This window comes from Dysgonomonas sp. ZJ709 (assembly GCF_011039195.1).
Classification (GTDB): domain Bacteria; phylum Bacteroidota; class Bacteroidia; order Bacteroidales; family Dysgonomonadaceae; genus Dysgonomonas.
Genome location: NZ_JAAKEM010000060.1, coordinates 1 through 3,579 on the forward strand (window position 1 = coordinate 1; position 3,579 = coordinate 3,579).

The 3,579-nt window shown below is 35.7% G+C and carries 2 protein-coding genes and 1 rRNA gene; all 3 read left to right on the forward strand.

Features of this window, described 5'->3' with window-relative positions; genetic code table 11:
* Positions 1-87 (forward strand): 5S ribosomal RNA (gene rrf, locus G7Y56_RS18210); the annotation flags it as partial.
* A 501-nt stretch (positions 88-588) separates the two neighbouring features.
* Positions 589-2,547, forward strand: a complete 1,959-nt coding sequence (gene gyrB, locus G7Y56_RS18215) for a DNA topoisomerase (ATP-hydrolyzing) subunit B (protein ID WP_165024623.1) — start codon at positions 589-591, stop codon at positions 2,545-2,547.
* 160 nt (positions 2,548-2,707) lie between these two features.
* The gene (locus tag G7Y56_RS18220) at positions 2,708-3,349 is read left to right on the forward strand and encodes an SMI1/KNR4 family protein (protein ID WP_165045865.1); all 642 of its coding nucleotides are present in this window, start codon (positions 2,708-2,710) and stop codon (positions 3,347-3,349) included.
* The last annotated feature ends 230 nt before the right edge of the window (positions 3,350-3,579 follow it).

The window sequence follows — 3,579 nt, forward strand, 5'->3', positions numbered from 1 at the left end:
CCACCTCTTCCCATTCCGAACAGAGAAGTTAAGCCCAATCGTGCCGATGGTACTGCAATTATGTGGGAGAGTAGGTTACCGCCGTCTTTAAGCAAGAGCGCCTCTAGTAGAAATACTACAGGCGCTTATTCGTTATATACAATACACTACTCACGAAAACATAAAACTAACACTAATACATAACAAGAAATGTGAAAATATAGTATTCGGTGAAAAAATAGAGGCTGATAAAGAAGGAAGAAAATAACAGAGGATATTTTACCCTTATAGCTTCTTACCTGCTATAACGTCGTTTTATTGTGCGTAAGGGTGTCTAATATTCAGTCTTAATACACGATATAATTCTTTAGTGATTTTTCTACTGTCACTTTTCTACTCGATAAATTTATATTCTTTTCAGGGATAAAAAGGAATTAATAGATTGTTGAAATTATTGATTATTTTTAATTAAAATGGCACGAATAAAATCTGAAAGTGCTACTGCTTTTTCTTCTTAAAATGAGATAAATTTCGTATCTTTGTTAGGTTTTATTAGAAAAATCTATGCAACGATCAACGTCGGTTGTTGGCATGTAAATGACATAATTTATGACTGAAAAGAAGGAAATAATAAATGATGGTTCTTATTCTGCCGATAATATCCAGGTGCTGGAAGGCTTAGAAGCTGTAAGAAAAAGACCGGCTATGTATATTGGTGATATTGGTGAGAAAGGCTTGCATCATCTTGTTTATGAAGTAGTCGATAACTCTATTGATGAAGCTTTGGCTGGATTCTGTTCCGATATACAAGTTTTTATTAACGAAGATAATTCAGTTACAGTAAAAGATAACGGTCGTGGTATCCCTGTCGATATGATGGCTAAAGAGAAGAAATCTGCTCTTGAGGTTGTATTGACGGTATTGCATGCCGGAGGTAAATTTGACAAAGGGACGTATAAGGTTTCAGGAGGTCTCCACGGAGTTGGGGTGTCTTGTGTGAATGCATTATCGAAATATTTCCGTGCTGAAGTACACCGTGATGGAAAGATCTATATGATGGAGTTTTCATGTGGAATACCAACGACGGAATTAAAAGTGATTGGAGAGTCTACCGATAATGGTACTTTTATTACTTTCAGACCTGATGATTCAATCTTTATTACAACAGAATATAAATATGATACGTTAGCATCGCGTTTGAGAGAATTATCATTCTTGAATGCTGGTGTGAAATTGTCTTTGACAGATCTTCGTAATAAAAAAGAGGATGGTTCATTCCGTTCAGATATTTTTTATTCAGAAAGAGGATTAGAGGAATTTGTTCGTTACATTGATGCTGCTAAAGAAGCCTTAATTGAAGATGTTATACATATTGTAACAGAAAAGCAAGGTGTTCCTGTAGAAGTTGCAATGACATATAATACATCTTATAATGAGAATGTATATTCATACGTAAATAATATTCATACTATAGAAGGTGGTACCCACCTTACAGGTTTCCGCAGAGGATTATCTCGTACTTTGAAAAAGTATGCTGATGATACTAAGATGTTGGAAAAACTGAAAATTGAGATTAGTGGTGATGACTTTCGCGAAGGTTTAACAGCTGTTGTCTCTATTAAAGTTGCAGAGCCTCAGTTTGAAGGACAAACAAAAACTAAATTAGGTAATAATGAGGTAATGGGAGCAGTAGACCAAGCAGTTGGTGAAGCTCTGGGTTATTATCTTGAAGAACATCCTAAGGAAGCTAAAATAATTGTAGAGAAGGTTATCCTTGCAGCTACAGCCCGTGCAGCAGCACGTAAAGCTCGTGAAATGGTACAACGTAAGTCGCCTCTTTCGGGTGGTGGTCTTCCGGGTAAATTGGCAGACTGCTCAAGTAAAAATCCTGAGATATGTGAAATATTTCTTGTCGAAGGGGATTCTGCGGGTGGTACGGCTAAACAAGGACGTGACCGTGGATTTCAGGCTATTTTGCCATTGAGAGGTAAGATTCTGAATGTGGAAAAAGCAATGCAACATAAAGTATTGGAAAGTGAAGAAATCAAGAATATTTATACTGCATTAGGTTTGACCATTGGTACAGAAGAAGATTCGAAGGAATTGAATATGCAAAAACTTCGTTACCAAAAGGTGGTTATCATGACCGATGCTGACGTGGACGGTAGCCATATCGCAACACTGATTCTTACATTCTTCTTCCGTCACATGAAAGCTTTACTGGAAAGAGGCTATATTTATATAGCTACTCCTCCGCTTTATTTGTGTAAGAAAGGAAAAGTGGAAGAGTATTGTTGGGATGATCGCCAACGTCGTGCATTTATTGATAAATACGGTGACGGTGACGAAAACGCAATCCATACTCAGCGATATAAAGGTTTGGGAGAGATGAATGCTTCACAACTTTGGGATACAACAATGAATCCTGAGCACAGAACACTTCGTCAGGTAACGATTGAGAATGCAGCAGAAGCTGATCATATTTTCTCTATGCTGATGGGCGAAGAAGTGGCTCCACGTCGTGAGTTCATCGAACAAAATGCTACTTATGCTAAGATTGATGCTTAAAGAAATTATCAGTTTTATATGATATAAAATGGGATTACATATTTGATTTGTAGTCCTATTTTTTTTAGAGGCTTATTCTATTGATAGCAATAAGAAGATGTATAAATAAAAAAAAAGAACTTTGAAGTGTTACTTTTGATACTCTTTGTATTTTAATGAAATGAATAATATGGTTTTATCACAAAGTATAAAAAATACTATCGAACGTTTAATTGGTTCGGTATCGGTTGAAGATATTTATTCGCCGGAAGAAATAGCTCACGCTGAACAGGTATTAGGTAATAATTTACCCCCTGTATTGAAGGACTTATACCTTTATGCAGGAAAGAATGAACTTTTGATGACTTCATTTAATGAATTCGCATTACCCGATCAGCTTTATTTATCCGAAGAGAAAGTGGTATTCTTATTAGAAAATCAAGGCGTTTGTATCTGGGCTTTTGATAGGTTTGGAGACGACCCGATCGTTTATCAGCAGCCTCATGGTGATAAACAATGGTATTCGGAAGAGGTTACTCTTAGCGAGTTTCTTAATATAATGTTATATTGTCAGTGTGCTCAACAAGGTTACAAATATATAGGTATGCTAGGGATAGATAATAAAAGTTTAACTGATATATTAGCTGCCGAATGGGAGGAGGTTGTGCGTCATAATGGTCTTTGTATTTGGTGGAAGCCTGATTGTTTAGTTTGGTATTTGTACGAACAAAATAATGAAATAGATGATTGCGTCTATTTATCGGTTAAAACTAAAAAATCTTACATGGAACATAAACAAAAATTTAATCTAATGGAATTATAAAATAATTATGTTTAAGAATAATTATCATTGCTTATCTTTGTAACAGGTGATGTATAACATTAATAAAAATAGAATGACACTTAAAAATATTTCTTTTATTGCTCTCTTACTTTCGTTAGTGGCATGCTCATGCAGCAATAGGACTGCAACTAATACGAATGCGGTTCAGGCATACGAGAAGATATCGCCCGATTTTAGTGGCGATAGTGCATATCACTTTGTTGATAGAC

Bases quoted from the DNA above. Each gene is read 5' to 3' on its own strand.
- G7Y56_RS18220 (WP_165045865.1), top strand. From the start codon at position 2,708: ATGAATAATATGGTTTTATCACAAAGTATAAAAAATACTATCGAACGT.
- gyrB (WP_165024623.1), top strand. From the start codon at position 589: ATGACTGAAAAGAAGGAAATAATAAATGATGGTTCTTATTCTGCCGAT.